This window comes from Streptomyces flavofungini (genome assembly GCF_041028215.1).
GTDB lineage: Bacteria > Actinomycetota > Actinomycetes > Streptomycetales > Streptomycetaceae > Streptomyces > Streptomyces flavofungini_B.
Window position 1 is genome coordinate 1 of record NZ_JASKYR010000048.1, and the last position, 21,111, is coordinate 21,111.

The window sequence follows — 21,111 nt, forward strand, 5'->3', positions numbered from 1 at the left end:
AGCAGGTCCGGCTTCCACTGCGGGCCGGGACCACCCTCGCCCTCTTCACCGACGGCCTGGTGGAGACCCCGAGCACCGACATCGACCTCCAGCTCGATCTGCTGACCAGCGCTCTTGAGGGCGTCTTCGACTCCGCGGAGGATCTGGAGACGGCCGCGGACCGCGTCCTGCACACCCTGCTCCCCGACACCGGGACACACGCCGACGATGTGACGCTGCTGCTGGTCAGCTTCCCCACGGCGCCGCTCGACATCGCGGGCAGGGAGCTTCCCTCGGAGGCCGTGTCGGTCCCCGCCGGGCGGCGCTTCCTGGCGGACAAGCTCGGGGAGTGGGGCCTGACGGACCTCACCGACTCCGCGCTGCTGCTCGTCTCGGAGCTGCTGACCAACGGGGTGCGGCACGCGCGGGGGCCGCTGCATCTGCGCGTCTGGCACAGCGTGCGCGAACTGGGCGTGGAGATCACCGACCACAGCTCGCCCCGGCCGAGGGCCCGCCTCGCCGAGAACACCGAGGAGGACGGCCGGGGCCTGGTCCTGGTCGACGCCCTCGCCGACGCGTGGGGCACCCGGCCCCACTCCGTCGGCAAGACGGTCTGGTTCACGCTCCTTGTCCGGCCGGAACCGGCATGATCCGGCGCGCCCCGGCGTGCTCCTGGCGGGCGGCGCCGGGCCCGCCTCTCAGGAGCGGGAGCCGTCCTCGCGGTCCGCGGCCCGCTCCGCCCGCTCGGCCTGCTTCTCCTTGATCCGCACCGCTTCCTTGCGGACATCGGCCTGGGTGGCGCGCTCCTGGCGGAGCCAGCCGGGCTGCTCGTCCTTCAGCGCCTCGATCTGCTCCGTGGTGAGCGGCTCGGTGATGCCGCCGCGGGCGAGACCGGCGATGGAGACGCCGAGCTTGGCGGCGACGACGGGACGGGGGTGCGGGCCGATGCGGCGCAGCTCCTTGAGCCACTCGGGCGGGTCGGCCTGGAGCGCGTTCAGCTCGCCGCGCGAGACCACGCCCTCCTGGAACTCTGCGGGGGTGGCCTGGAGGTACACACCCAGCTTCTTCGCCGCGGTCGCGGGCTTCATGGTCTGGGTGGTCTGGTGCGACGTCATGAGGTCAAGGGTATCGAGCGTGTGCGCCGCCGCTGACCACGGCGGGTAGCCTGGCGAGGTGACAGGCTCCGAAGTGACCCCCTCGTTCCGGCTCGCCTACGTCCCGGGGGTGACGCCCGCCAAGTGGGTGCGGATCTGGAACGAGCGGCTGCCGGACATCCCGCTGACCCTCGTGCAGGTGTCCGCCGCCGAAGCACCGGACGTGCTGCGGGCGGGCGGCGCCGACGCCGGATTCGTGCGGCTGCCCATCGACCGTACGGACCTCAGCGCGATCCCCCTCTACACCGAGACGACGGTCGTCGTGATCCCCAGGGACCACGTCGTCGCGGCGGTCGACGAGGTGTCCGCGGCCGACCTCGCGGACGAGATCGTGCTCCACCCCCTCGACGAGACGCTCACCTGGGACGAACGCCCCGGTCTGCCCGCGCACGAGCGCCCCGCCACCACCGAGGACGCCGTCGAGCTGGTCGCCGCGGGCATCGGCGTCCTCGTCGTCCCGCAGTCCCTGGCCCGGCTGCACCACCGCAAGGACCTCACCTACCGCCCCGTCACGGGCGCCCCCGAGTCGAACGTGGCCCTGTCGTGGCCGGAGGCGGCCACCACGGACCAGGTCGAGGACTTCATCGGCATCGTCCGCGGCCGTACGGTCAACAGCTCGCGGGGCCGCGACAAGGCCCCCGCGGCGAAGGAGAAGTCCAAGGACAGGGCCCCGGCCCCGAAGAAGGCGGCGGCCTCGAAGAGGGCGGCGCCGAAGAAGAGGACCGCCGCCCGTCCCGGAGCCGCGAAACGCGGCAAGCCGCGCCGCCGCTCCTGACCCTTCGGCGGCCCTTCCCGGCGCCCGCTTACGCGCGGCAGGGTGCCGTCGGCCACATGAGAGGGGGCCTCCCGCCGGTCGGCGGGAGGCCCCCTTTCGCTCAGGCACCTACAGGCGTCAGCTTCCGGCGTCAGCTCAGAATGGACAGCGCCTGGTTCAGCGTCGCCGACGGACGCATGACAGCGGAGGCCTTGGCCACGTCGGGCTGGTAGTAGCCGCCGATGTCGGCCGGGCTGCCCTGCACCGCGATCAGCTCGTCGACGATGGTCCGCTCCTGCTCGGAGAGCGTCTTGGCCAGGGGCGCGAAGGACTCGGCGAGCGCCGCGTCCTCGGTCTGCTTGGCCAGCTCCTGCGCCCAGTACAGGGCCAGGTAGAAGTGGCTGCCGCGGTTGTCGATGCCACCGAGGCGACGGCTCGGCGACTTGTCGTTCTCCAGGAACGTGGCGGTGGCGCGGTCCAGGGTGTCGGCGAGGATCTGGGCGCGCGCGTTGCCCGTGGTGGTGGCCAGGTGCTCGAAGCTGACCGCGAGGGCGAGGAACTCACCCAGGCTGTCCCAGCGCAGGTAGTTCTCCTTGACGAGCTGCTGGACGTGCTTGGGGGCGGAGCCGCCCGCGCCCGTCTCGAAGAGGCCGCCGCCGTTCATCAGCGGGACCACCGAGAGCATCTTGGCGCTGGTGCCGAGCTCCAGGATCGGGAACAGGTCCGTGAGGTAGTCACGCAGGACGTTGCCCGTGACGGAGATGGTGTCCTCGCCGCGGCGGATGCGCTCCAGGGAGAACGCGGTGGCCTCGACCGGGGACAGCACCTGGATGTCCAGGCCCTCGGTGTCGTGGTCGGCGAGGTACTGCTCGACCTTGCCGATGAGCACGGCGTCGTGGGCGCGGGTGTCGTCGAGCCAGAAGACGGCCGGGCTGCCGGTGGCGCGGGCGCGGGTGACGGCGAGCTTGACCCAGTCCTGGATCGGCGCGTCCTTGGTCTGGCACATGCGGAAGATGTCACCGGCGGCGACGGTCTGCTCCAGGACGACGTCGCCCGCGCCGTCGAGCACCCGCACGGTGCCCGTGGTGGGGACCTCGAAGGTCTTGTCGTGGCTGCCGTACTCCTCGGCCTTCTGCGCCATCAGGCCGACGTTCGGGACCGAGCCCATCGTCGACGGGTCGAAGGCGCCGTTGGCGCGGCAGTCGTCGATGACGACCTGGTAGACCCCGGAGTAGCTGCTGTCGGGGAGGACCGCGAGGGTGTCGTGCTCCTCGCCGTCCGGGCCCCACATGTGGCCGGAGGTGCGGATCATGGCCGGCATGGAGGCGTCCACGATGACGTCGCTCGGGACGTGCAGGTTGGAGATGCCCTTGTCGGAGTCGACCATGGCGAGCTCGGGGCCCTCGGCCAGCTCGGCCTCGAAGGACTCCTTGATCTTCGCGCCCTCGGGGAGCGAGTCGAGGCCCTTGAAGATGCCGCCGAGGCCGTCGTTCGGGGTCAGGCCGGCGCCCGCGAGGACGTCGCCGTAGGCCGCGAAGGTCTTCGGGAAGAAGGCGCGGACCACGTGGCCGAAGACGATCGGGTCGGAGACCTTCATCATCGTGGCCTTGAGGTGCACGGAGAAGAGGATGCCCTCGGCCTTGGCGCGGGCCACCTGCTCCTTGAGGAACTCGCGGAGCGCGGCGACGCGCATCACGGAGGCGTCGACGACCTCGCCCGCGAGGACGGGTACGGACTCGCGCAGGACCGTGGTGGAGCCGTCGTCACCGGTGAGCTCGATGCGCAGCGAACCGGCCTCGGTGATCACCGCGGACTTCTCGGTCGAGCGGAAGTCGTTCTCGCCCATGGTGGCGACGTTCGTCTTGGAGTCGGCCGTCCAGGCGCCCATGCGGTGCGGGTGGGCCTTGGCGTAGTTCTTCACCGAGGCGGGGGCGCGGCGGTCGGAGTTGCCCTCGCGCAGGACCGGGTTGACGGCGCTGCCCTTGACCTTGTCGTAGCGGGCGCGGATGTCGCGCTCCTCGTCGGTCTTGGGGTCGTCCGGGTAGTCGGGGAGCGCGTAGCCCTGGCCCTGGAGCTCGGCGATGGCGGCCTTGAGCTGCGGGATCGAGGCCGAGATGTTCGGCAGCTTGATGATGTTCGCCTGCGGCGTCTTGGCGAGCTCGCCCAGCTCGGCGAGGGCGTCATTGATGCGCTGGCCCTCCTGGAGACGCTCGGGGAAGCTGGAGATGATGCGGCCCGCGAGCGAGATGTCGCGGGTCTCCACGCTGACCCCGGCCGTCGAGGCGTAGGCCTGGACCACCGGCAAGAACGAATGGGTCGCCAGGGCCGGGGCCTCGTCAGTGTGGGTGTAGATGATGGTCGAGTCAGTCACCGGGTGCTCCGCTCCGCGTCTGCAACATTGCTCGACATCAAGATATCTCGTCCCTCCCCCCTTACGGACAGTGCCCCTTGGGCCTGAATCTTCCGGGACTCCGGCCACCTCAACGAGTAGACACTGTCTACTGATCGTAGTAGACAGTGTCTATGAGCGAACAGGACGCCGGGCTGCGGGCCCGGCTTGTGGAGGTGGGCGTCGCCCTCGTGGCGGCCGAGGGGGTGCAGGCGCTGACCCTGCGGGAGATCGCCCGCAGGGCGGGGGTGTCGCACGGAGCGCCCCGGCGCTACTTCCCCACGCATGTGGCACTGCTGTCCGCGATCGCCCGGCGGGGCTTCGCGGACCTTGCAACCGAGACGGAGCGGGCGGTAGGCGGCGACGGCCAGGGCGACGCACGGGCGCGGCTGCGGGCGCTCAGCCTCGCCTACGTGGGCTTCGCCGGGGCGCACCGGGGGATGTTCGAGCTGATGTTCCGGCACGATCTCCTGGAGAGCAACGAACTGGGGCTGCGGGAGACGAGCCTGCCGCTCTTCGACGTCCTGGTCGGCCTGGYCGCCGAGGCGCGCCCGGCGTCCGGCGGCTCCGCCGCGGCGGGGGCCCGGGTCTCCGCGGGCGCGCTGTGGGCGAACCTGCACGGCATCGCCCAGCTCTGGATCTGGGGCAGTCTCACGCTGGCCGCCGGGACCGGCGAGGTGGAGCCGCTGATCGAGGCCGCGCTCGACGCGCACATCGGCCCGGGGCCCGCATGAGCGCCCCGACTCCGGCCCGGCGGAACCTCACCCTGGCGTGCTCCGTCATCGGGGCGATGACCGTCGCCCTGGACGGCACGGTGCTCACGGTCGTGCAGCCCGCTCTCCAGAGCGACCTGGACGCGACGTTCGCCGAGGTCCAGTGGACGAGCACCGGCTATCTGATCGCCGTGGCGAGCCTGCTGGTGTTCGCCGGGCGGCTCGGCGACCGCTATGGACACCGGCGGCTCTTCGCCGTCGGCACGCTCGGCTTCGCGCTCGCCTCGGCCGCCGTCGGCCTCGCCCCCGGCGTCGGCTGGGTGATCGGGCTGCGGGCGGCCCAGGGCGTCTTCGGGGCGCTGCTCCAGCCCGCCACGCTGGGGATGCTGCGGGCCGCGTTCCCACCGGAGCGGCTCGGCATGCCCATCGCGCTCAGGACCAGCGCCATCGGCCTCGCGGCGGCGGCCGGACCGCTGCTCGGCGGGGCGCTCGCCACGCGTCTGGGGTGGCGTTCGGTGTTCTTCCTCAGTGTGCTGCCCGCGCTGGCGACCGGGATCGTGGCGCTCCTGGTGCGGGTACCGGCGCCGCGCCGTGCGGACGCCGCCCCGGGGCTCGATCTGCCGGGAGCGGGGCTGCTCGCGGTGGCGCTCGCCTGCCTGGTGCACACGCTGGTCGGCGTCCCCGAACACGGCTGGACGGCGGCCGCCTCCGCGGGGGCGCTCGTCGCCGTGGCGGCGGGCACGGCGTTCGTCCGCCATGAGCGCCGGGCGGCGAGCCCGCTGGTGCCGCCCCGGCTGATCGGCTCGGCGGCGGTCGGACCGGCCCTCGCCGTCCTGGTGGCGGCGTCCGCCGCGATGTTCGGCACGCTCTTCGCCGCCACCTACTTCCTCCAGGACGTGCTCGGGCTCGACCCACTGGACAGCGCGGTACGGGCGCTGCCGCTCGCGGTCATGATGGTGGTGAGCGCGCCGCTCGCGGCGGTGCTGCTGCGCGGGCAGGGCCCTCGGCGGACCAGCACGGCGGCGATGGCGCTGCTGACCCTCGGCGTCCTCGTCCTCTCCCGCCTGGACCAGGGTTCGGGGGCGGTGGCCGTCTGCGGCGGCTTCCTCCTCGTCGGCGCCGGTTTCGGCACGGTGATGGTCGCGGCGACGGCCGTGGTCGTACGGCAGGCTCCGGCGGCGGAGGCCGGCGTGGCGGGCGGCCTCCAGCAGACGGCGATGAACATCGGCCCCACCCTGGGGATCGCCGCGGCGACCACCCTGCTGACCGCCTTCACTCCGGCCGCTCCCCCGGACCCCGGCGAGGGGTTCGTCGCGGCGATGGGCCCGGCGCTGACCGTCCTCGGGGCGGTGGCGGCGCTGGGTGCCCTGCTCGCGACGCGGCTGCCCCGGCGGGTCGCGCCACGGCCGGAGCCCGAGGTGCCGCGGCCCACCTCCCCTTGCCCTGGAGTCCGCTCCAGCTCCTAGGGTCTGAGCCGACCACCGGAACCCGGCCAGGAGGTACACCATGACCAGCCTTCCCACCCGCAAGCTCGGCGCGCTGACCGTCTCGGCGCAGGGGCTCGGCTGCATGGGGATGAGCCACGGCTACGGCGCGTCGGACGACGCGGCGTCCCTCGCCACGATCCACCGGGCCCTCGACCTCGGCGTCACCCTCCTCGACACCTCCGACTTCTACGGCAGCGGCCACAACGAACAGCTCATCGGCCGGGCGCTCGCCGGGTCCCGGCGCGAGCGGGCCGTCGTGGCGACGAAGTTCGGCTTCGCCAACCGGCTCGGCGAGGCGCCGCACATCCGGGGCGACGCCGCGTACGTGCGCGCGGCGTGCGACGCCTCGCTGAAGCGCCTCGGCGTCGGCCACATCGACCTGTACTACGTGCACCGTGTCGACAAGGAGGTGCCGATCGAGGAGACCGTCGGCGCGCTCGCCGAGCTGGTCGCGGCGGGCAAGGTGCGCCACCTCGGGCTCTCCGAGGCCAGCGCGCGCACCATCCGCCGGGCGCACGCGACGCATCCGATCGCGGCGCTCCAGAGCGAGTGGTCGCTGTGGACCAGGGACCTGGAGGCGGAGATCGCACCGGTCTGCCGTGAGCTGGGCATCGGGCTCGTGCCGTTCTCGCCGCTCGGGCGCGGCTTCCTCACCGGCCGCTACACCTCGCTCGACGGGCTGCCCGCCGATGATCTGCGGCGCACCCAGCCCCGCTTCGCCGACGGCAATCTGGAGCGGAACCTCGCCATCGTGCACGCCCTGCACGCGCTCGCCGCCGAGAAGGGCGTCACCGCCGGTCAGCTCGCGCTCGCCTGGGTGCAGCACCGCGGCGACGACGTCGTGCCGATCCCGGGCACGCGCCGCGAGAAGTACCTGGAGGAGAACGTGGCCGCGGCGACCCTGGAACTGACCGCCGCCGATCTCGCCGCCATCGACGCGGCGGCCCCCGCCGGTCAGGTGGCCGGTACCCGGTACGACGAGCGCAGCATGTCGGTCGTGGACCGCTAGCCGGAGCCGCCCGGGGGGCGCGTAGCCTGCGGGCATGCCCCTTCCCGACGACGCGGTACGGCCGGAACCGGCCCGGCACCCCGTCCCCGACGCCCTCGCCCATCTCGCGGGCGTGTGGGACGTCACGCGCACGGTGGTCGATCTCGGTGACGGCTTCGAGGGCCGCTTCGTCGGTACGACGGTGTTCTCCGCGCTGCCCGCCCCGGACGAGGGCGGGCTGCTGCACCACGAGTCGGGCACCTTCACCTGGCGCGGCGTCGCCAGGCCCGCCGAGCGGACCCTGCGGTTCCTGCCGGGCGACGAGCCGGGCACCGCCCGCGTGGAGTTCGCCGACGGCAGGTTCTTCCACGGCCTGGACCTCCGTACGGGTACGCACACCGTGGACCACCCGTGCGCGCGCGACCTCTACAGCGGCGCGTTCGAGGTGTACGACGCCGACCGCTGGCGTTCCCGCTGGCGGGTGGGCGGCCCGGCCAAGGACCTCCTGCTGGTCACGGACTATGTGCGCGGACCCGGCAGCGGCGGGGCGGGCGCCCGCTAGCCACCCGCCTCGTCGCAGGCCGTCCGCAGCCTGCGTACGCCTTCGTCGATCTCGCCGAGGCCCGCGACCGCCGCGAAGCTGAGGCGGACGTGGGCGGCCGGGGGTTCCGCCGCGAAGTAGGGGCGGCCGGGGGCCACGGCCACGCCCGCGCGCAGGGCCGCCGAGGCGAGGGTGGTCTCGTCGGTGCCGTCGGGCAGCCGTACCCAGAGGTGGTAGCCGCCCGCCGGGATGTGCGGCACCGCGAGCTCGGGGACGCGCAGCCGCAGCGCCGCGGCCATGGCGTCCCTGCGCATCCGCAACTCGCCCGCGACGGTGCGCAGATGGCGCGGCCAGGCCGGGGAGCCGACGAGTTCGAGTGCCGCCTCCTGGAGCGGTCTCGGCACGAAGAAGTGGTCGACGACCTGGATGGCGCGCAGCCGTTCGAGGACGGGACCGCGGGCCGCGAGCGCGCTCACCCGGAAGCTCGGTGACGTGGCCTTGGTGAGCGAGCAGACGTGGACGACGACGCCGTCCGTGTCCTCGGCGCCGAGCGGTCGCGGCAGCGGCCCGGCGTCCTCGTGGACGAGGCGGCGCACGAAGTCGTCCTCGATCACGAACGCCCCCGCCGCACGGGCGATCCGCAGCACCTGTGGGCGCCGCTCGGCGGAGAGCACGGCCCCGGTGGGGTTCTGGAAGAGCGGCTGGCAGACGAAGACCTTCGCGCCGGTGGCCCGGAAGGCGTCCGCGAGGAGCTGTGGACGCACCCCGTCGGTGTCGACCGGCACCGGCACCGGCCGCAGCCCGGCCGCGCGGGCGATGGCCAGCATCCCCGGATACGTGGGCGACTCCACGAGCACCGGTGCCCCCGGCGGCGCGAGCGCCCGCAGCGCCGTGGTCAGCGCGCTCTGGCCGCCCGCCGTGATCAGCACCTCGGCGGCCGTGACGGCTCCGCCGATGCCCCGGGCGAACCACTCGCGCAGCTCGGGCAGCCCGTCGATCGGCGGCCGCCCCCAGGCTCCGGGGCGCCGCCCGGCCCGCGCGAGCGCCGCCGCCATCGCGCGCTCGGGCTGGAGGGCGGGGTCGAGGTAGCCGCCGTTGAACTCGATGACGCCCGCGGCGGGCGCGGCGAGCGTGGCGAGGACCCCGGAGGCGTCGACGGCACGCGGCACCAGCTCCGCGGTGGCGTCGGCGCTCAGGGTCACTTCCTGCCACGAGGTGTCCCCGGCGGGCGCGGGGGCGGCCCGCGGTGCGGCACGGAAGACCCCGGCGCCCGGCCGGGTGACGACAAGACCCTCGGCGGCGAGCTGGGCCAGGGCCCGCGAGACCGTCACCGGACTCACCTTGAACCGCTCGACAAGCGCGCGGCTCGACGGCAGCTTTCCACCAGGTGAGTAGCGGTCGACCTCCCCGCGCAGCCTTTTCGCCAGCTCGTCCACACTGCTACCGTCATGCATGACAGCACAGGATAGCGCTACTCTTCCGGGGCGGATAGCGGTCGCAGGACCGGATCACCGGCCGGAGCCCGCGAAGGCGCGCCGTACCGGCACCGCCCTGGCCGCCCTCGGCGTCGTCGCCTTCTCGCTCACCTTCCCCGCCACCGCCTGGGGGCTTGAGGGCATCGGCCCCTGGAGCCTCGTGACCCTGCGCGGCGTCCTCGCCGCGTTCATCGCGGGCGGCTGCCTGCTGGCCCTGCGCGTCCCCGTACCGCACCGCCGCCACTGGCCGGGGCTCGCGGTGGTCGGCGCCGGGGTGGTCGTGGGGTTCCCGCTGCTCACCACCCTCGCCCTGCGGACCTCCACCACCGCGCACGCCGCCGTCGTCGTGGGCCTGCTGCCGCTGACGACCGCCGTCCTCTCGGCGCTGCGCACCGGGGCACGGCCCTCGCGGACGTTCTGGGCGGCGGCGCTCACCGGTGCCGCGGCGGTCATCGCCTTCACGGTGCAGCAGAGCGGCGGCGCGCTGACCGGCGCCGACCTCTATCTCTTCGGCGCGCTCCTGATCTGCGCGGCCGGGTACACCGAGGGCGGGCGCCTGGCGCGCGAGATGCCGGGCTGGCAGGTCATCGGCTGGGGGCTGCTGCTCTGCCTGCCGCTGAACGCCGTGGGCGCGTCCGTGGCCCTTCAGCACGAGGCCTTCCACCTCACCGGGCACAGCACCGCGGGCCTGCTCTACTCCGCGATCGGCTCGCAGTTCCTCGGCCTGGTCGTCTGGTACCGGGGGATGGCGGCCATCGGCGTGCCCAAGGCCAGTCAGCTCCAGCTCGCCCAGCCGCTGCTCACCCTGGTCTGGTCGGTGTTCCTGCTCGGCGAGCACCTCACCGTCGCCGCCCCGCTCACCGCCGCCGCCGTGCTCGTCTGCATCGCGGTCACCCAACGCTCCCGGGGCTGAGCCGCCGCCCGCCCGCACGGCCCCAACTCCCCCGTCCCGTCGTACACTTGCCGCCACGGATCGCGACCACGGAGCGGGACGAGGGGGCACATCAGATGCGTGCAACCGTAGGCGACGAGCTGGTGGTGCACGGCAGGATCGTCGGGCAGCACGACCGGATCGCGCGGATCGTCGAGGTACTGGGTCCGGACGGCGGCCCGCCCTACCGGGTGCGGTTCGAGGACGGCCACGAGACGCTGATGTCGCCGGGCCCCGACACCGTCGTACGGCATCAGGGCACGGCATAGCGACGGCCGGTCAGCGCGGTGGCTTCGCCGGCTTCTGGTAGTGGTCGGCGACCACCCGCGCCATCGCGCCGATCTTGTCGACGCCGACCTCCTTCGCCGAGAAGTAGATGTGGCCGCGCACCTCGCGGTAGTCCTCGGCGAAGGTGAGGTGGCGGGAGAGCTCCGCCGGGTCCTGCCAGGCCGCGGGCTGCGCCGGGTCACCCGCCTTGTAGAGGGCCTCGCCGATGTAGAGGTTCACGCCCGTGCCGCGCACCACGTCGTCCCACCACGGGATCAGCTTGGCGTAGTCCGCGGCGGCGAAGCCGATGTTCCAGTAGACCTGCGGGACGATGTAGTCCAGCCAGCCCTTCTTCACCCAGCCCCGGGTGTCGGCGTACAGGTCGTCGTAGGTCTGCACCCCGGCCCGGGTGTCGGAGCCCGTCGGATCGGTCGCGACATTGCGCCAGACCGCGAACGGGCTGACCCCGAACCGGGTGCCGGGCCGGGTCTTCCTCACCCGCGTGGACATCTCCCGCACCAGCTTGTCGATGTTGTCGCGCCGCCAGGAGGCACGGTCGGGGAAGCCCTTGCCGTAGCGCGCGAAGGCGTCGTCGTCACCGAAGGTCTGGCCCGCCACGGGATAGGGGTAGAAGTAGTCGTCCCAGTGCACCGCGTCGACCTTGTAGCGCCGCACCGCGTCGAGCATCGCGTCCTGCACGAAGCGCCGCACCTCGGGCAGGCCCGGGTTGTAGTAGAGCTTCCCGCCGTACGGCACGACCCAGTCGGGGTGCACCCGCGCGGGGTGGGTGGCGATCAGACGCGAGGGGTCGGTGTGGTTGGCGATGCGGAAGGGGTTGAACCAGGCGTGCAGTTCGAGGCCCCTGCGGTGCGCCTCCTTCACCGCGGTGCCCAGGGGGTCCCAGCCCGGGTCCTTGCCCTGGGTCCCGGTCAGATACTCCGTCCACGGCTCGTACGGCGAGGGCCACAGCGCGTCGGCGGTGGGCCGCACCTGGAAGACCACCGCGTTGAGTCTGCGGTTCACCGCGGAGTCCAGGAAGGCGAGCAGTTCGGCGCGCTGCTGCTCGGCCGGGAGCCCCGGCTTCGAGGGCCAGTCGCGGTTGACCACCGTCGCCAGCCACATGCCCCGCAGCTCGCGGCCCTTGCGCGGACGCTTGCGGGGAGCCGCCGCCGCGCCCCCCGTGGACGTCAGGCCCGCGACCGTCGCCGCGGCCAGCACCGAGAATCCCCGACGTGACATATGCCTCATCGTTACGCCCCTGAGCTCGCTCCGGTCCGGCTCCACCGCCGGTTGTGCGCACAGCATGCCCGACCCGGCACGCCATCGACCCCGTGTTGCGGAGTAACGTTCACGGCCGAGGCAGGCACCTGGTCCGAACGGGGGGTCCTGCCGGCCCCGTAATCAGCGAAAGGCACGAGGTGACCGACTCCATGACCGATATCGCACGCGTCGGAGTGGTGGGCTGTGGCCAGATGGGCGCCGGGATCGCGGAGGTCTGCGCCCGCTCCGGTCTTGACGTGAAGGTCGCGGAGACCACCGGCGAGGCCCTGGAGATCGGCCGTACGCGGCTGTACAACTCCCTCTCCAAGGCGGCCGAGCGCGGCAAGATCTCGGAGGAGGAGCGGGACGCGACACTGGCCCGCCTGAGCTTCACCACCGACCTCGGCGAGTTCTCCGACCGTGACCTGGTCATCGAGGCCGTCGTCGAGAACGAGCAGGTCAAGACCGAGATCTTCCAGGTGCTCGACCAGGTGGTGACCCGGCAGGACGCGATCCTCGCCTCGAACACCTCCTCCATCCCGCTGGTGAAGCTGGCCGTCGCGACCTCGCGTCCCGACCAGGTCATCGGCATCCACTTCTTCAACCCGGCGCCCGTGCAGCAGCTCGTCGAGCTGATCCCCGCGCTGACCACCTCCGAGGGCACCATCAGCCGGGCCCAGGTCATGGTCGAGAAGGTCCTGGGCAAGCACGCGATCCGCGCCCAGGACCGCTCGGGCTTCGTGGTCAACGCGCTGCTCATCCCCTACCTCCTCTCCGCGATCCGGATGTTCGAGTCGGGCATCGCCAGCCGCGAGGACATCGACAACGGCATGGAGATGGGCTGCGCCCACCCGATGGGCCCGCTCAAGCTCTCCGACCTGATCGGCCTGGACACGGTCGCCTCGGTCGCGGACTCGATGTACGCCGAGTACAAGGAGCCGCTGTACGCCGCTCCCCCGCTGCTCCAGCGCATGGTCGACGCGGGCCGCCTCGGCCGGAAGTCGGGCTCGGGCTTCTACACGTACGCCTGACCTCGCCCCCGGCGCTCCGCCGCGCGATGCGGAGCGATTCACTCCCCGTACGGACACACTCCGTACTCGACGGGCCCGGCACTCCAGTGAGTGCCGGGCCCGCGGCGTTCACACACCGTGTGCGCAGTGGGCTCGCATATGCCCATCGCACACGCTCCCGCCCTGTCCACCAGGAGAGTTCACTCTTTGTGCGGACGAAGGGGGGACGCGCCATTACAGAGAGGAGTGCACTCGTGACCACCGACGGCGAGAGTGCCGTGGTCCCGGAAGAATTCGCCGAGTTGCGCCGTAGCCTGGACGTGGGTCTGGCCCGCGTCGACGGACGGCTGGCGTTGCTCACACAGCACGACGACCAGAACACCAAGAACATGGAGGCCCTTGAGACCCGGGTCGCCGCCTTGGAGCACACGCGCTGGCCGCTGCCCACGATCGTCGCTCTCGCGGCGGTCGCGGCCCTGGCCGTAGCGGTCTGGCAGGCCATCGGCCACTAACGCGCGTCCTGGCCGAGGCGCAGATGGTGCAGGAGGAGCAGCGCCGCGGCCATGTTGGCGGCCGGGACCTCCCCGCGGGCCACCATGTCGGGAACGAGCTTGAGCGGGACCCACTCACGACGGTCCGACTCGAAGTCGTCCTGCGGATGGCCCATGTACGTCCCTTCGTCGGACCAGTAGATGTGGTGCCGGGCGTCGGTGAGCCCGTTGGAGGGCTCGACGCTCATCAGGTGCCGCAGCGGGCCCGGCCGCCAGCCGGTCTCCTCCTCCATCTCGCGGGCCGCCGCGTACGCGATGTCCTCGCCGTCCTCGACGACGCCCGCCGCGAGCTCCCAGCCCCAGCTGTCGGTGATGAAGCGGTGCCGCCAGAGCAGCAGGACCTCGTTGGCCTCGTTGACGACGGTGGCCACGGCGACGGGCCGCAGCCGGATCAGGAAGTGGTCCAGATGCCGCCCGTCGGGTAGTTCGACATCCGCGAGATTGACCGTGAACCACTTGTTTCCATACACAGTTTGTTCGTTCTGTTTCGTCCATTGCACGGTTCTGCCACCTTCCGCCGAGTTGCTGGCAATATCGCAGCAGGCGGAAGATCAGAGCAGAGTGTGAGAGGCGCTGGGGAGTGTGCACGGCGCGCCCGGAAGGCGGCGCCGGGGGCGCGTCACAGCGGAACGCGTAAGGCCCCGGCGATGAGTTCGGCCGCCTCGGCGGTACCTGCGCAGTCGCTGCGCACCAGGTGTTCACGGACCGCGCGCAGCCGGTCGCGCAGCCGCTGCGACTCCATGCCGCGCGCCTGCTCCGCCATTTCGACGGCCGTGGCCACCGCTTGGTCGGTGTTTCCCTGGCGCAGTTCGATCTGACTGAGCATCGCAAGGCGGTGGACCCGGCCCCGGTCGTGCGCCGGAGTGTCCACGGCCGCCGCGGCGTGCTCCCGGGCGCTGGTCAGATCGCCGAGGCTGAGCAGCGCCTCGGCCACCTGGACGTTGACGAGTCCGGGCTGCACATAGCCCGTCTCGTCGGGCTCCCGGCCCCGCAGGATGCGGTCGGCCGCGGCCTCGGCACGTCTGATGCACGACAGCGCGCTCCTGCCGTCACCCAGGTGCGCGTACGCCTTGGCCTGCATGGCGTACAGATCCGATGCGAGCGCGGGGGTGAGCTCACGGCCGCCGGCCCGCAGCGCCGCCTCCGCGAACGCCACCGCCTGGCGGTACTCCCGCATGAACAGCGACTGGTTGACGAGCAGCGCGATCACATACGCGCCGAGCCCCATGTCCCCGCTGGCCTTCGCCAGCCGCAGGGCCTGGTGGAAGTAGCGCTGGGCGAGGCCGTGGGCGTCGGAGTCGTAGGCGCAGATCCCGGCTATCGCGACCAACCCGCCGGTGGACCGGTGCAGTTGACGGCCCATCTCGTCGGTGTAGCTGCCGCGCAGCAGGGGCGCCGCCTCGGCGTTGAGGAAGCCGACGATACGGGTGCGGGTCGCGACCCCGCCGGTCTTGCGGTACATCTGCTCGTAGTGCGCGCGGGCGGCCCGCATCATCTCGATGTCGGCCGTGCTGACCGGGTGCCGTCCGCCCCGGGAGACGTCGACGTCGTCCGGCGGGTTCTCCCACTCCCAGACCGGCATCACCGCGGGCGTACCGGTGACGGCGGGGGCGCCGAGCAGGTGCGGGCGCTGCTGTTCGTCGGAGCGCCACAGGGCCGTGGCGCGCTCCACGAAGCCGGAGAGCGTGGTGGCCGCCGAGCCGACCCGGGCGGACGGGACCCCGGGCAGCCCGAGGCCGATGTCGTCCAGGGTGACGGGCCGTTGCAGCCGGGCGGCGAGCACCTCGCAGATCAGGTCGGGGACCTGGCCCCGTGGGCGCTGCCCCTTCAGCCAGCGGGACACGGCGGTGTGTTCGTAACGCAGCGCGAGGCCCCGGGACTTGCCGGCCTGGTTCACATGGGCGGCCAGACCGGCGTGGGAGACGCCGGCTTCGTCCAGGATCGCGTCGAGCAGGGTGTTGGGCTGCATGGGAGGCCCTCCGGTGGCTCGGTCCTGTTCAGATTAGTCGAGGTGTGTTCACACGGGGTGTGAACGGAGTGCCCGCGTCCGGGGGGTGCGTGCTCTGCCGCGAGAGGTGTGAACTCGCTTGACTGAGATGCCTCATCAGTTAAGGAGGCCGGCCGGGCCGCCGGCTCCCCCCTCGTACAAGTGCGGCGGCCCTCATCAGCGCCGCTCGTCCCGCCGTCTGCCCGACAACTCCATGGCGGGGCGGGCGGCGCGTGCCGCTTTTCCCCCCGGCCGCTCCCCGGCCCCACCGGTCGGGTCAGGTCAGGGTGCGGGCGCACCGGTCCGGCTCCGGGCACTGCACGGGCACCCTCTTGCGGTCGTTGCGCAGGGCGAGCAGCGCGGCGTCGTCGGACGGCGGACGGCCGGTGTGGCGCCGCAGTTCGGCGTGGACCTCGTGGACGAGTCCCTGCGGCGAGACCGGACGGCCGCGGGCGGCCTCGGTGAGCTTCGCCCGCAGCGGGAAGAACGCGCCCGCCGCGTCGCGGGCGTCCTCCATGCCGTCGGTGTGCAGGACCAGCGTCTCCCCCGGCAGCAGCCGCCCGCCCGCGTGCACGGACAGCTCGGCGGGCAGCGGGAAGGGGCCGAGCGGCGGCAGCGGATCGGCGTCGGTGAGGGGCCGCGCGTGACCGCTCAGCAGATGCGGCCAGGGGTGCCCGCAGTTGAGCGCGGAGATCTCGCCGTCCTCGCCGATCTCCAGGAGCAGTACGGTGACGAACTCCTCGGCCGACGGGGTCTCCGGCGCGGGACCGCCGCTCGCGGGGTGCTCGGCGCGGGCCCGCTCTCTCAGATGACGGCTCAGCGTGCGCTCAAGGCGCCGCAGCACCAGCGGCAGTTCGGGCTCGTCGTGCGCGGCCTCGCGGAAGCTGCCGAGGACGGCGGCGACGGTCGCGATGGCGGCGATGCCGTGGCCGCGCACATCGCCCATGACGACGCGGACCCCGTGGTCGGTGGCGGCCACCTCGTACAGATCGCCGCCGACCGTGGCACCCCGCGACGCGGAGAGCCGTCCGGCGGCGAGGGCGAGGCCGTCGATGCGGGGCGGCAGCGGCCGCAGGACCACGTTCTGCGCGGCGCCCGCGACCGCGCGCAGCTGCCGCAGCTCGCGCAGCAGCGCCCCGCGGACGTGCAGCATGAGCCCGGTACCCACGGCGAAGAAGACGGCGCTGCTGACGATCCGCGCCTGCAGGCCGTCCTGCTGGGCGAGCGGACAGGCCCATTTGTAGGTGATGGCGACGGCGCCCCAGCCCGTCGGCAGGGCGAGGCCGAGCACCCGCCGCAGCCGTGGCTCGCGCACTCCGGCGAGCAGCCCCGGCAGCCGCGCCCGCGCCCTGGCCCCGAGCCGCGTACGGCAGGGAGCCCCAGCCTTGATCCGCATCATGCCGACGCCCCCTCAGGACCGTGTCCGGCGCGCAGGCAGGCCCCCACGGCCGGATCGATTCTGACCATCGGATGGGCCGATCGGGTCATGGTGCCGTATGTACTCACTCGAATGAGTGAGGAACGTACGAGGGGCTCATCCGCCGCGCGGACAAGCCCCTCTGCACGCCTTGCGGCCGCCGTGCCTACGCTCCGCGCAGCACCGCGCCCGTGCGCTCGGCCGCCAGGGCGACGGCCGCGTCACGGGCCGCCGACGCCTCCTCCACGGTCAGCGTGCGGTCGGCCGCGCGGAAGCGCAGCGCGTACGCCAGGGACTTCTTGCCCGCGCCGAGCTGCTCGCCCTCGAAGACGTCGAACAGCCGGATGGACTCCAGCAGCTCGCCCGCGCCCTCGGTCAGGTGGTGCTCGACCACGGCGGCCGGCACCTCCTTGTCGACGACCAGCGCGACGTCCTGGGTCGCCACCGGGTAGGTGGAGATCCGCGGCGCCTGGAGCGTGCCCGCTCCGGCCTGCTCCACGCGGTCGAGGTCGAGCTCCATCGCGCAGGTGCGGGCGGGCAGGCCGAGCGCCTTGACGACGCGCGGGTGCAGCTCACCGGCGTGACCGACGGAGACGGTCCCGCCGTCGACGACGACCTTCAGCTCCGCGCAGCGGCCCGGGTGCCAGGGGCCGTACTGCCCCTGCTCGACGATGAGCTCGGCACCGGCCTCACGGGCGATGGAGCGCGCCGCCTCGACGGCGTCCGCCCAGGTGGCGGGGCGGCCCTTGCCCCACCAGCCCGCCTGCTCGCGGGCGCCCGCGAGGACGACGGCGGCGTGCCGGGGCTGCACGGGCAGCGCCTCGGTGAGGGAGGCGATCTCCTCGTCGCTCGGACGCCCGTCGACGCCGAGCCGCGCCGCGACCTTGAGCTCCTCGCGCGGGTGGAAGACCAGGCCCGTCTCGAAGAGCGCCAGGTCGTGGCTGCCCCGGCCGTCGTTGCGGCGCAGCGCGGAGAGCAGCCCCGGCAGCAGCGTCGTACGGAGCGCGGGCTCCTCGTCGGAGAGCGGGTTGACCAGCTTCACGACGCGGCGCGCGGGGTCGTCCGCGGCCAGGCCGAGCTGGTCGAAGACGCCCTCGCCGATGAAGGGGTAGCTCAGCGCCTCGACGTAACCGGCTCCGGCGAGCGCGCGGCCGACCCTGCGGTGCAGCCGCTGCCGCTCGGTGAGCCCGCGGCCCGCGGGGGGCTTGGGCAGCGTGGAGGGCAGGTTCTCGTACCCCTCCAGGCGGATGACCTCTTCGGCGAGGTCGTTCGGCTCGGCGAGGTCGGGGCGCCAGGACGGCACGGTGACGGTCAGGTCGTCCTGGCCGTACACGTCGCAGCCGACCTGCTGGAGGCGGCGTACGACGGTCTCCCTGCCGTACGTCACACCGGCGACCCGGTCGGGGTGGTCGGCGGGCATGGCGATCGTGCGCGGCGCGCTCGGCGCGATGACCTCCGTGACACCCGCCTCGGCGGTGCCGCCCGCGAGCAGTACGAGCAGGTCGACGGTGCGCTGCGCGGCGGCCGACGCGGCCTGCGGGTCGACACCGCGCTCGAAGCGCTTGGCGGCCTCGGAGCCCAGCTTGTGGCGGCGCGCGGTGCGGGCGATCGAGAGCGCGTCGAAGTGCGCGGCCTCGATGACGACGTCGGTGGTGCCGCCCTCGGCCTCGTGATCCGCGATCTCGGTGTTGGCACCGCCCATGACGCCCGCGAGGCCGATGGGGCCGCGGTCGTCGGTGATGACCAGGTCCTCGGCGTCCAGGACGCGCTTGGCACCGTCGAGGGTGGTGAACTTCTCGCCCTGCTCGGCCCGGCGCACGCCGATGGCGCCCTGGATGCGGGACCGGTCGTAGGCGTGCAGGGGCTGGCCGATCTCCATCATCACGTAGTTCGTGATGTCGACGGCGAGGGAGATCGGGCGCATGCCGACCTTCTGGAGCCGGCGCTGGAGCCAGATCGGGGAGCGGGCCTCGGGGCGCAGACCGGTGACGGTGCGCGCGGTGAAGCGGTCGCAGCCGATCGGGTCGCTGACCTTGACCGGGTAGCCGAAGGAGTTCGGCGCGGGCACGTCGAGGAGCGCCGGGTCGCGCAGCGGCAGGCCGTAGGCGATGGCGGTCTCACGGGCGACGCCGCGCATCGAGAGGGCATAGCCGCGGTCGGGCGTGACGGCGATGTCCAGGACCTCGTCGACCAGCTCAAGGAGCTCGATGGCGTCGGTGCCCGCCTCGTGCTCGGGCGGCAGCACGATGATGCCGCCGCTGCCGTCGTCGCCCATGCCCAGCTCGTCGCCGGAGCAGATCATGCCGTGCGAGGTCTTGCCGTACGTCTTGCGCGCGGCGATCGCGAAGTCGCCGGGCAGGACGGCGCCGGGCAGGACCACGACGACCTTGTCGCCCACGGCGAAGTTCCGGGCGCCGCAGACGATCTCCTGCGGCTCACCCGTGCCGTTGGCGGTGCCGACGTCGACGGTGCAGAAGCGGATGGGCTTCTTGAAGCCCTCGAGCTCCTCGATGGTGAGGACCTTGCCCACCACGAGCGGGCCCTTCAGGCCCGCGCCGAGCTGCTCGACGGTCTCGACCTCAAGGCCGACCTCGATGAGCTTGGCCTGCACGTCACGGCCGGTCTCGGTGGCGGGGAGGTCGACGTACTCCCGCAGCCAGGAAAGCGGGACCCGCATCAGATCTCCATCCCGAAAGGCCGGGTGAAACGGACGTCACCCTCGACCATGTCTCGCATGTCTTCGACGTTGTGGCGGAACATCAGCATCCGCTCGATGCCGAACCCGAAGGCGAATCCGCTGTACTTCTTGGGGTCGACGCCGCAGGCGGTGAGCACCTTGGGGTTGACCATGCCGCAGCCGCCGAGCTCGATCCAGCCCTCGCTGCCGCAGGTGCGGCAGGGGCGGTCGGGGTTGCCGACGGACTCGCCGCGGCAGACATAGCACACCATGTCCATCTCGGCGGACGGCTCGGTGAAGGGGAAGTAGTTCGGCCGGAGGCGGGTCTTCATGTCCGGGCCGAAGAGCGCCTGGACCATGTGGTCGAGGGTGCCCTTCAGGTCGGCCATGGTCAGGCCCTCGTCGACGGCGAGCAGCTCGATCTGGTGGAAGACCGGGGTGTGCGTCGCGTCCAGCTCGTCCGTGCGGTAGACGCGGCCGGGGCAGACCACGTAGACCGGCGGCTCGCGGCGTTCCAGGAGCGCGCGCGCCTGCACCGGCGAGGTGTGGGTGCGCAGCACGACACCCGACTCCGCGCCGTCGCCGGAGGCGCCGCCGGGGCCCTGGACGAAGAAGGTGTCCTGCATCTGCCGGGCCGGGTGGTCGGGCGTGAAGTTCAGGGCGTCGAAGTTGAACCACTCCGCCTCGGCCTCGGGGCCCTCGGCGACCTCGTAGCCCATCGAGACGAAGACGTCCGCGACGCGCTCCATCATCGTGGTCAGCGGGTGGCGGGCGCCGGGCGGGGTGCGGTCGTACGGCAGTGTGACGTCCACCGCCTCCTCGACCAGGACCCGGGCGTCCCGCTCGGCCTCGAGAGCGGTCTGGCGGGCGGCCAGCGCCTTGCTCACGGCGCCGCGGGCCATGCCCACGCGCTTGCCCGCCTCGGCCTTGGCCTGCGGGGGCAGCGCGCCGATCTCGCGGTTGGCGAGCGCCAGCGGCGAGGTGCCGCCGGTGTGCGCGACCTTGGCCTCCTGGAGCGCGTCGAGGCTGTCCGCGGCGGCGAAGGCGGCGAGCGCCTCGTCCCGCATGCGCTCGATCTCTTCAGGTTTCAGTGCCTCGACCTCAACAGGGTCGTACGACTTGTTCGGTGCCGACATCTCTTCCCGTGCTTCCGATTGGCTGGCGGATGGGTCCCCGTCAACAACTCGGAGACAAGCTGTCCCAGACATGGGGACACAAAGTGCCAACGACCGAGTCTAACGGGGGTGCGGTGAACGAATGAGCCCGCGGGCTGCTCGCGGCGCCCCTACTGGAGATACGCCGGGGCCCCCACGGGCAACGTAAATCGGAACTGGGCGCCGCCGCCGGGCGCCCRGTTCCGATTTACGTTGCCCGTGGGGGCCGACGGCCGCGCCGATGTCGACGGGCTGGCGGCGCAGCTCAAGGCGGCCCGAGTCGATGCGGGAGATGTCCAGGAGCTCGGCGATCAACCGGGTGACGCGGTTCGCGTCGGCGTCGCCGGTCTCCAGCATCAGCTTCTTCTGGTCGTCGG

At 72.7% G+C, this 21,111-nt stretch carries 19 protein-coding genes and 1 pseudogene; 10 read left to right on the plus strand and 10 right to left on the minus strand.

Annotated elements, in window-relative coordinates; genetic code table 11:
* A partial coding sequence (locus tag AB8Z36_RS05865) for an ATP-binding protein (RefSeq protein ID WP_369212096.1) occupies window positions 1-629 on the plus strand: 629 nt, incomplete at its 5' end.
* 48 nt (window positions 630-677) lie between these two features.
* Here the strand turns inward: AB8Z36_RS05865 and AB8Z36_RS05870 are convergent.
* The gene (locus AB8Z36_RS05870; RefSeq protein WP_369212097.1) at window positions 678-1,094 is read right to left on the minus strand and encodes a DUF5997 family protein; all 417 of its coding nucleotides are present in this window, start codon (window positions 1,092-1,094) and stop codon (window positions 678-680) included.
* Window positions 1,095-1,152: 58 nt separating this feature from the next.
* Here AB8Z36_RS05870 and AB8Z36_RS05875 point away from each other — a divergent pair, with 58 nt between their 5' ends.
* On the plus strand, window positions 1,153-1,908 hold the full coding sequence (locus AB8Z36_RS05875) for a LysR family substrate-binding domain-containing protein (RefSeq protein ID WP_369212098.1): 756 nt from the start codon (window positions 1,153-1,155) through the stop codon (window positions 1,906-1,908).
* A 130-nt stretch (window positions 1,909-2,038) separates the two neighbouring features.
* On the opposite strand, the gene AB8Z36_RS05880 is transcribed toward AB8Z36_RS05875, so the two are convergent.
* A complete protein-coding gene (locus tag AB8Z36_RS05880) occupies window positions 2,039-4,258 on the minus strand; it encodes an NADP-dependent isocitrate dehydrogenase (protein ID WP_369212099.1) in 2,220 nt (739 codons plus the stop codon).
* 152 nt (window positions 4,259-4,410) lie between these two features.
* Here AB8Z36_RS05880 and AB8Z36_RS05885 point away from each other — a divergent pair, with 152 nt between their 5' ends.
* Genes AB8Z36_RS05885 through AB8Z36_RS05900 form a run of 4 tightly spaced genes read left to right on the plus strand, consistent with a single transcriptional unit; the run spans window position 4,411 to window position 8,026 of the window.
* Complete coding sequence (locus AB8Z36_RS05885; RefSeq protein WP_369212100.1) at window positions 4,411-5,010, plus strand: TetR/AcrR family transcriptional regulator; 600 nt, start codon at window positions 4,411-4,413, stop codon at window positions 5,008-5,010.
* Window positions 5,007-6,455: an MFS transporter gene (locus AB8Z36_RS05890; protein ID WP_369212101.1), complete on the plus strand. Its 1,449-nt coding sequence runs from the start codon at window positions 5,007-5,009 to the stop codon at window positions 6,453-6,455. The genes AB8Z36_RS05885 and AB8Z36_RS05890 overlap by 4 nt, the downstream gene beginning before the upstream one ends.
* A gap of 40 nt (window positions 6,456-6,495) precedes the next feature.
* Window positions 6,496-7,485: an aldo/keto reductase gene (locus AB8Z36_RS05895; RefSeq protein WP_369212102.1), complete on the plus strand. Its 990-nt coding sequence runs from the start codon at window positions 6,496-6,498 to the stop codon at window positions 7,483-7,485.
* Between the two features lie 34 nt (window positions 7,486-7,519).
* Window positions 7,520-8,026, plus strand: coding sequence for a DUF6314 family protein (locus tag AB8Z36_RS05900; protein WP_369212103.1), 507 nt, complete (start codon window positions 7,520-7,522; stop codon window positions 8,024-8,026).
* Here AB8Z36_RS05900 and AB8Z36_RS05905 read toward each other — a convergent pair.
* Window positions 8,023-9,459: an aminotransferase-like domain-containing protein gene (locus tag AB8Z36_RS05905; RefSeq protein WP_369212104.1), complete on the minus strand. Its 1,437-nt coding sequence runs from the start codon at window positions 9,457-9,459 to the stop codon at window positions 8,023-8,025. The two genes, AB8Z36_RS05900 and AB8Z36_RS05905, sit on opposite strands and share 4 nt — an antisense overlap.
* Here AB8Z36_RS05905 and AB8Z36_RS05910 point away from each other — a divergent pair.
* Together AB8Z36_RS05910 and AB8Z36_RS05915 are read left to right on the plus strand one after the other, a co-directional pair.
* On the plus strand, window positions 9,458-10,393 hold the full coding sequence (locus AB8Z36_RS05910) for a DMT family transporter (RefSeq protein ID WP_369212105.1): 936 nt from the start codon (window positions 9,458-9,460) through the stop codon (window positions 10,391-10,393). The genes AB8Z36_RS05905 and AB8Z36_RS05910 overlap by 2 nt on opposite strands.
* A 95-nt stretch (window positions 10,394-10,488) precedes the next feature.
* The gene (locus AB8Z36_RS05915) at window positions 10,489-10,680 is read left to right on the plus strand and encodes a DUF1918 domain-containing protein (RefSeq protein WP_369212106.1); all 192 of its coding nucleotides are present in this window, start codon (window positions 10,489-10,491) and stop codon (window positions 10,678-10,680) included.
* Window positions 10,681-10,690: 10 nt separating this feature from the next.
* On the opposite strand, the gene AB8Z36_RS05920 is transcribed toward AB8Z36_RS05915, so the two are convergent.
* A complete protein-coding gene (locus AB8Z36_RS05920; RefSeq protein WP_369212107.1) occupies window positions 10,691-11,926 on the minus strand; it encodes a glycoside hydrolase family 10 protein in 1,236 nt (411 codons plus the stop codon).
* A gap of 182 nt (window positions 11,927-12,108) precedes the next feature.
* Between AB8Z36_RS05920 and AB8Z36_RS05925 the strand changes: the two genes are divergently transcribed.
* Together AB8Z36_RS05925 and AB8Z36_RS05930 are read left to right on the plus strand one after the other, a co-directional pair.
* Complete coding sequence (locus tag AB8Z36_RS05925) at window positions 12,109-12,969, plus strand: 3-hydroxybutyryl-CoA dehydrogenase (protein WP_369212108.1); 861 nt, start codon at window positions 12,109-12,111, stop codon at window positions 12,967-12,969.
* 233 nt (window positions 12,970-13,202) lie between these two features.
* Window positions 13,203-13,460, plus strand: coding sequence for a hypothetical protein (locus AB8Z36_RS05930; protein ID WP_369212109.1), 258 nt, complete (start codon window positions 13,203-13,205; stop codon window positions 13,458-13,460).
* Here AB8Z36_RS05930 and AB8Z36_RS05935 read toward each other — a convergent pair.
* The 6 genes and pseudogenes from AB8Z36_RS05935 to AB8Z36_RS05960 form a co-directional block, all read right to left on the minus strand.
* Window positions 13,457-13,999 carry an NUDIX hydrolase gene (locus AB8Z36_RS05935; RefSeq protein ID WP_369212110.1) on the minus strand — a complete coding sequence of 181 codons (543 nt, stop codon included), beginning with the start codon at window positions 13,997-13,999 and terminating at the stop codon, window positions 13,457-13,459. The genes AB8Z36_RS05930 and AB8Z36_RS05935 overlap by 4 nt on opposite strands.
* Window positions 14,000-14,118: 119 nt before the next feature.
* The gene (locus tag AB8Z36_RS05940; RefSeq protein WP_369212111.1) at window positions 14,119-15,468 is read right to left on the minus strand and encodes a tetratricopeptide repeat protein; all 1,350 of its coding nucleotides are present in this window, start codon (window positions 15,466-15,468) and stop codon (window positions 14,119-14,121) included.
* 295 nt (window positions 15,469-15,763) lie between these two features.
* The gene (locus AB8Z36_RS05945; RefSeq protein ID WP_369212112.1) at window positions 15,764-16,885 is read right to left on the minus strand and encodes a PP2C family protein-serine/threonine phosphatase; all 1,122 of its coding nucleotides are present in this window, start codon (window positions 16,883-16,885) and stop codon (window positions 15,764-15,766) included.
* A gap of 184 nt (window positions 16,886-17,069) precedes the next feature.
* Window positions 17,070-19,580 carry a phenylalanine--tRNA ligase subunit beta gene (pheT, locus tag AB8Z36_RS05950; protein ID WP_369212113.1) on the minus strand — a complete coding sequence of 837 codons (2,511 nt, stop codon included), beginning with the start codon at window positions 19,578-19,580 and terminating at the stop codon, window positions 17,070-17,072.
* A complete protein-coding gene (pheS, locus tag AB8Z36_RS05955; RefSeq protein ID WP_369212114.1) occupies window positions 19,580-20,716 on the minus strand; it encodes a phenylalanine--tRNA ligase subunit alpha in 1,137 nt (378 codons plus the stop codon). Before pheS ends, pheT begins: the two co-directional genes overlap by 1 nt.
* Window positions 20,717-20,905: 189 nt before the next feature.
* Window positions 20,906-21,111 (minus strand): annotated as a pseudogene (locus AB8Z36_RS05960) (PAS domain-containing sensor histidine kinase); the annotation flags it as partial.

Excerpts from the sequence above, each read along its gene's own strand:
- AB8Z36_RS05870 (WP_369212097.1), bottom strand. The coding sequence starts at position 1,094 with ATGACGTCGCACCAGACCACCCAGACCATGAAGCCCGCGACCGCGGCG.
- AB8Z36_RS05890 (WP_369212101.1), top strand. The coding sequence starts at position 5,007 with ATGAGCGCCCCGACTCCGGCCCGGCGGAACCTCACCCTGGCGTGCTCC.
- AB8Z36_RS05895 (WP_369212102.1), top strand. The coding sequence starts at position 6,496 with ATGACCAGCCTTCCCACCCGCAAGCTCGGCGCGCTGACCGTCTCGGCG.
- AB8Z36_RS05900 (WP_369212103.1), top strand. The coding sequence starts at position 7,520 with ATGCCCCTTCCCGACGACGCGGTACGGCCGGAACCGGCCCGGCACCCC.
- AB8Z36_RS05910 (WP_369212105.1), top strand. The coding sequence starts at position 9,458 with ATGACAGCACAGGATAGCGCTACTCTTCCGGGGCGGATAGCGGTCGCA.
- AB8Z36_RS05905 (WP_369212104.1), bottom strand. The coding sequence starts at position 9,459 with ATGCATGACGGTAGCAGTGTGGACGAGCTGGCGAAAAGGCTGCGCGGG.
- AB8Z36_RS05915 (WP_369212106.1), top strand. The coding sequence starts at position 10,489 with ATGCGTGCAACCGTAGGCGACGAGCTGGTGGTGCACGGCAGGATCGTC.
- AB8Z36_RS05920 (WP_369212107.1), bottom strand. The coding sequence starts at position 11,926 with ATGAGGCATATGTCACGTCGGGGATTCTCGGTGCTGGCCGCGGCGACG.
- AB8Z36_RS05925 (WP_369212108.1), top strand. The coding sequence starts at position 12,109 with ATGACCGATATCGCACGCGTCGGAGTGGTGGGCTGTGGCCAGATGGGC.
- AB8Z36_RS05940 (WP_369212111.1), bottom strand. The coding sequence starts at position 15,468 with ATGCAGCCCAACACCCTGCTCGACGCGATCCTGGACGAAGCCGGCGTC.
- AB8Z36_RS05945 (WP_369212112.1), bottom strand. The coding sequence starts at position 16,885 with ATGATGCGGATCAAGGCTGGGGCTCCCTGCCGTACGCGGCTCGGGGCC.
- pheT (WP_369212113.1), bottom strand. The coding sequence starts at position 19,580 with ATGCGGGTCCCGCTTTCCTGGCTGCGGGAGTACGTCGACCTCCCCGCC.
- pheS (WP_369212114.1), bottom strand. The coding sequence starts at position 20,716 with ATGTCGGCACCGAACAAGTCGTACGACCCTGTTGAGGTCGAGGCACTG.